At 48.1% G+C, this 5,564-nt stretch carries 3 protein-coding genes; 1 reads left to right on the plus strand and 2 read right to left on the minus strand.

Annotated elements, in window-relative coordinates; translation table 11 throughout:
• Positions 1-294: 294 nt before the first annotated feature.
• Together QUA40_RS27435 and cax are read right to left on the minus strand one after the other, a co-directional pair.
• A complete protein-coding gene (locus QUA40_RS27435; RefSeq protein WP_333131686.1) occupies positions 295-2,367 on the minus strand; it encodes a serine/threonine-protein kinase in 2,073 nt (690 codons plus the stop codon).
• 1,149 nt (positions 2,368-3,516) lie between these two features.
• On the minus strand, positions 3,517-4,638 hold the full coding sequence (gene cax / locus QUA40_RS27440; RefSeq protein WP_333131688.1) for a calcium/proton exchanger: 1,122 nt from the start codon (positions 4,636-4,638) through the stop codon (positions 3,517-3,519).
• 258 nt (positions 4,639-4,896) lie between these two features.
• Between cax and QUA40_RS27445 the strand changes: the two genes are divergently transcribed.
• Complete coding sequence (locus tag QUA40_RS27445; RefSeq protein ID WP_333131690.1) at positions 4,897-5,361, plus strand: GNAT family N-acetyltransferase; 465 nt, start codon at positions 4,897-4,899, stop codon at positions 5,359-5,361.
• Positions 5,362-5,564: the final 203 nt, after the last annotated feature.

Here is a 5,564-nt window from a genome sequence, read left to right on the forward strand (position 1 = left end):
ACTTTTTTTGGCATGGCTATTTTTGCTCGATTTTTTCAGCAATTATAACAGACCTATGACAACCGGATTCCGTATAAAAGGACTTTTGCAAGAAGTCTAATCTCAAATCTCAAATCTCAAATCGCCAGACTTCCACGTCGGAGTCGGGAGGGAATTTCTCGATCGCCTTGACTCTTCAATCTCAAATCTCAAATCTCAAATCTCAAATCGCCAGACTTCCACGTCGGAGTCGGGAGGGAATTTCTCCATCGCCTCGACTCTTCAATCTAAAATCTAAAATCTAAAATAGTAGGACTATGGCATTCGCCAAATCTTAATAGTGCGATCGGGACTGCCGCTCACAAAAGTCTTGCTATCTCTGGCAATAACAACACAACTCACAAACTGACTGTGACCAGAAAGAGTGCTTCTTTCTTTTCCCGTCTTCAAATCCCAAACTATAATATCTCCACCCCCGCTGATCAAAGTGCGGCTGTCCGCGCTAAAGGCGATCGTCCTCACCCAGCTCGAATGCCCTTTAAAAGTGCGGGTGCGCTTCCCGTCTTGCACGTTCGACAAACGGATCGTATTGTCCTCGCTGCCGCTAGCCACAATTTTCCCGTTCGGGCTAAAAGCCACAGCAGTAACCGGGCCCCCGTGCCCTGTGATAATTCTTCTGACTTCTCCGGTATCGAGATTCCACAAACGCACAGTCTTGTCCTGGCTGCCACTAGCGAGAGTTTTACCGTCCCGGCTCACAGCGATCGCCTTTACTCCTCCAGCGTGGCCGCTCAAAGTCCGCAATCTGGTGCCCGTTCTGACATCCCACAAGCGAACAGTTTTGTCATCGCTGCCGCTAGCCAGAGTTTTACCGTCCTTGCTAAAAGCGATCGCGTTGACGGGGGCTTTGTGAGCGGCAATCGTCCGCATCCGTCGCCCCGTCTTCAAATCCCAGAGAATTACATTATTGTCGCCGCCGCCGCTGGCAAAAATCGAGCCGTCCGGGCTCACCGCCACCGTCTTGACCGATTTGTTAGAATGCACCGAATCGAGAGGAGGCACCAGCAGGCGTCCCGTCCTCACATTCCAAATTCTAATCGTCCCCAAGCTTGCGCTCACCAAAGTTTTACGGTCAGGCGACAGGGCGATCGCATTTACACTGTCGACATTATCCAAACTTTTTTGCAAAAACTGACTGCTAGGCAAACTAGAAAGCAGCCACACCGGGTTTGCCGGAAACACCCCGTAACGCAGCGAACCGTAAATTTGAGACGCCCCAATACTCAGCATCAAAACAGCCGTGCCCGCCAGCAACTTCTTTTTCCAATCAAAAACCTTTTCGACGGGCTTCTGCAAGACCGAATTCAGAGGTCTGAGGCGGTTCCTAGAATTCTGCTTCGTCGCCCCAGACGCACCGGCAGTTGCGCGAATTTTAGTTTGCCCCGTCGCCGGTAACTGAGTCGGCAACTGACTTTCCGCGTCGTCGAGTTTAATTTCCTCCAAGCACTGCAAAACCATCTGCGGACTTTGAGGTCGATTTCCCGGAAAAGGGGCCATCAGGTAATCGATCACATTAGCCACGGGGTCGGAAACTTGAGGAGCTCCTTTGCGCCACATTAATCTGCCCGTGCGGGGATTTTCGGGAAACGCAGTCGGCGGCTTCCCAGTCAGCAAATAAACAAAAGTCCGCCCCAGAGCAAAAAAATCCGACTGCGGAACAGCCTTGCCATTAGTTTGTTCCGGCGGCGTGTAGCCTGGAGAAACAATACCAGTCACATTTTGCCCCTGGCCAACCTTAGCGAAATAAGTCCCCGACACTTCCCTAGCAGTCCCGAAGTCTATCAGCACTAACTGCCCGTTGGGCTTGCACATAATATTGTGCGGCTTGATATCCCGATGGAAATAGTTGAGACGGTGAACTTGGTCTAAAATTTCCGACAGTTGTTTGAGCCAGTTCACAGCTTGTTCTTGACTGATCGGGCGGCCCCGATGTTTCAGCCAGTCTTGCAAATTGGCTCCAGCAATTTTCTCCATCACCAGACAGTGAAAAGACTCTGTGCTGTGAGCGGGCGTAAATATAAAATAACCGTCGCGATCGACTTTTGGAATACCTGGATGTCTCAGCCTGACCAATACGTCGGCTTCTTGCTTAAAAAGTTCTACAGCTTTGGGATGGTCTTTGAGCAAGACTTTTAGCACTTTTCGGGCGCCGTTATCGTCCACTTCAAATGTTCTGCCAAAGCCACCGTTTCCGAGAGGCGTGACTAGCCGATATCGACCTTCCAACAAAAGTTGAGACCCGCAGTGGATACACGCGGATTTGCCAGAGTTGGCTGGATCGGAGGGATTCGGGCATTTGGGATTGAGGCAATAACTCACAGAAGCCACATAACCCTGATTGAGGTTGCTCTATCAAGTTTTACTTTGACACTGCTCTACAAAACTTGGCTAAACTTATCTAAGCTTCACCATTCAACTAGAAGTATTTTCTAGAGGGTCTGATTCCTGCTTCTGCCAAGAGAGTCGGCTCTTACTTGTCCACAGGCGTAAATTCGGGTGGAGCAGCACCCTATTTTTGAAGTCTGTACAACTATTTATTATTGTGGAAGCTTTTAGCCATTGTTTAACCATTATTTTCAACCAATTTAACGAATCGTGGTATCCCGTTCGACCTTTTTATAGGCTGGTCAGTTTTAAATCGACCGTCGTTTACTCTTCCAGAAAATTTTTCCTGCAGATTTTGGGCATTATTCTGAGAATGTTGCACAAAACCGCGCCTCTGTCAATATACTTGTCATCAGCAGCTCGGAGGAAGTTTAATCAAGTATTAAGCGATTAGATTAACCTCTGTGTACTCTTGGTGAGTGAGATTTTTGTTCAGCTTGCGTTACTTGCCTTGACAAGATTACTCAAGCCGCATTAGAGGTGTCTTCTCTAAAATCGTTAATTCCTGTATGGCATACCGTATTTAATTAGTCCTCTTTATCTAGTTCGGTTTTTGTTCAAATACGAGTTTTCCTAGACGGCAACACCGTGTTTGTGTGACTACGTACTCAACAATCTAGTTAAGTTTTTACGTTGTCTAGTGATACTCAATTTTAAACTTATGACGATCGTAGCACACCTAGAACAATACTCATGAGCACTCTTGATTGAAATCTTGCAGCGTCGCTGAAGTCAAGCGAGGCTTTAGTCTCGCTTGACTTCAACATCCCGTCTTTTTGTATAACCTGTGGCACTGCGATCTAACGATCGGGTTGAGGCCAAAGGTTTTGTTGTTTGTCACAGCCGATCGATGTCAAAAATCCCTGATGACAGCAGATCATCTACAAAAAGACTAGAACTAATAACGAGAGAGCACCCAGATTTCAATTGTACGATCGCCACCACCACTCTCGAAAAAAGAAGTGAGAGTGGGCGAGTGGGCGAGTGGGCGAGTGGGCGAGTCGGAGAGTGTCCGAGTGGGAAAACCCCCCTTCTGCTGAATGCCTTCTTCCCTCGAACCTCTTCCCTCTTCCTTCAGCAGAAGAAAGCCTGTTAAACAAGTCCCTCAATTACCGGATGGAAGTAGAACGCCAGCGCCAAAACCGTATAAGCTGCCAACAGCAAAGTACCTTCCAGCCAGTTAGAGTTGCCGTCAGAACTGATAGAATTGGCTATCAGCACCGACACCGCAACCGCTACAAGTTCAAACGGGTTAAAATTCAAGTCCATCGGTTTGCCCAAGACAAAACCTGCCAAAACCAACACCGGCGCAACAAACAAAGCAATTTGCAAACTCGAACCCACGGCCACAGAAACCGACAAATCCATTTTATTTTTCATCGCCACCGTCACCGCCGTCGTATGTTCGGCCGCATTGCCAATAATCGGCACTAAAATCACCCCGGTAAACAGTGATGTCAGCCCCAAACGCGCTGTCGCTTCTTCGAGAGTACCCACCAACAGTTCCGACTCGACAGCTACCATCAGGGTACAGGCCAACAGCACCCCAATCCACAGCGGCAGATTGACTTTGTGGTCAGGACTGTCTGGTGCTAAGTTACTTTCGGCTAATTCTTCGAGCATTTCTATTTCTGCCACCCCTACATCGTACAGATAACTGTGGGTTTTCATCGAAAACAGCAGCGTCAGCACGTAGACGACAATCAGGACTATAGCAACAGCGCTAGAGAGGTTCTGCATAGTTTCCGCAGGGATGCCCGTAGAGGTGGCATTAACTGCAGTCGGCACCAAAATGGCAATCACGGCTAAGTTCATCGCTGAAGCGTTCAACCGGGCGACTATCGGCTGAAATTCTTGTTCTTTGTAGCGCAAACCGCCCAGCAGCATCGCAAATCCCATCACCAGCAGCAGGTTGCTCATAATTGAACCGGTGATGCTGGCCTTGACAACATCTATTAGTCCGGCGTTGAGGGCGACGATGCCGATAATCAGTTCCGTGGCATTTCCGAAGGTTGCGTTCAGCAAACCCCCCAAGTTGGCACCGAGGACGACGGCGATTTCTTCGGTGGCCGTCCCCATCCAGGCGGCTAGAGGGACGATGGCTAATGCCGAGGTGATGAAGATGGTGGAGGATTCCCAGCCGAGAAAGTGCCCGGCGATCGAAACCGGGATAAATAACAGCAGGCTGGAAATAATTGTATTTGTGTTTAGCATTTAGATTCTCAAAAGCTGCCAACCGTCAATCATAGCCTGCCATACAGTTTAAGAATGGGGGAAGGTTCGATATTTGGGTGTTGGCTTAAAGCTGGGGGTGCAGGATCGGGCGATCGCTGCATTGCGGCTTTCACGGATGTGACAAACTAAGAGAGCGATTTGTTTAGCCAATCGGTTCAATGGATTTTTGTATTCGATTAGCTTCCTTAGAAGACATTCCTAAGCTGACAACTTTAATTCCTGATTCTGTTAGAGCTTGTGCCTGCAGGCTACTATAGTTCAGAGCAGATTGAAGGCGCACTGGGCATAGTTTTTGGGGTTGATAGTCAACTGATTCAAGACCAAACATACTTTGTTGCTCAGAACAATCACCAAATTGTTGGTTGCGGTGGTTGGAGCAAGGGTAAAACGCTTTATGGAGGTGATTCAGGCAAAAATAATCCAGAAGATAGCCTCCTCAACCCAGACAGCGACTCGGCAAAGATTCGTGCATTCTTTGTTCATCCAGCCTGGGCACGTCGAGGAATTGGAAGTCAGATTATGCGAGTATGTGAACTGGCTGCTGAGCGTGCTGGATTTAAAGAAGTTGAGATGATTGCGACGCTGGCGGGAGAGCCATTTTACACAAAATTTGACTATCAGGCGATCGAGCGGTTTGAAATTCCTCTCCCAAACAGTCAGTTTCTCCCCGTTGTGAGTAAGGGTAAAATCAGTGTTGGTTAAATGCGAGCGTAAACCAATCTGAAAGCACAAAACTAGCAAAGAATTATCAGCCATGTCAAGAAAACTAGATTTTTTCAAAGTAGAAGTCGTCCCGCACGATCCAACTTGGCGAGGCGCCTTTGAAACTAGACCTCTTGCAAAAGTCATTCTGAAAGGTTAAGTTCATAGTTATAGATGCCTGCAATCAGGTTGAAGCGTAAACC

Source organism: Microcoleus sp. Pol11C3, from assembly GCF_036701485.1.
In the GTDB taxonomy this organism is placed as follows: Bacteria; Cyanobacteriota; Cyanobacteriia; order Cyanobacteriales; family Microcoleaceae; genus Microcoleus.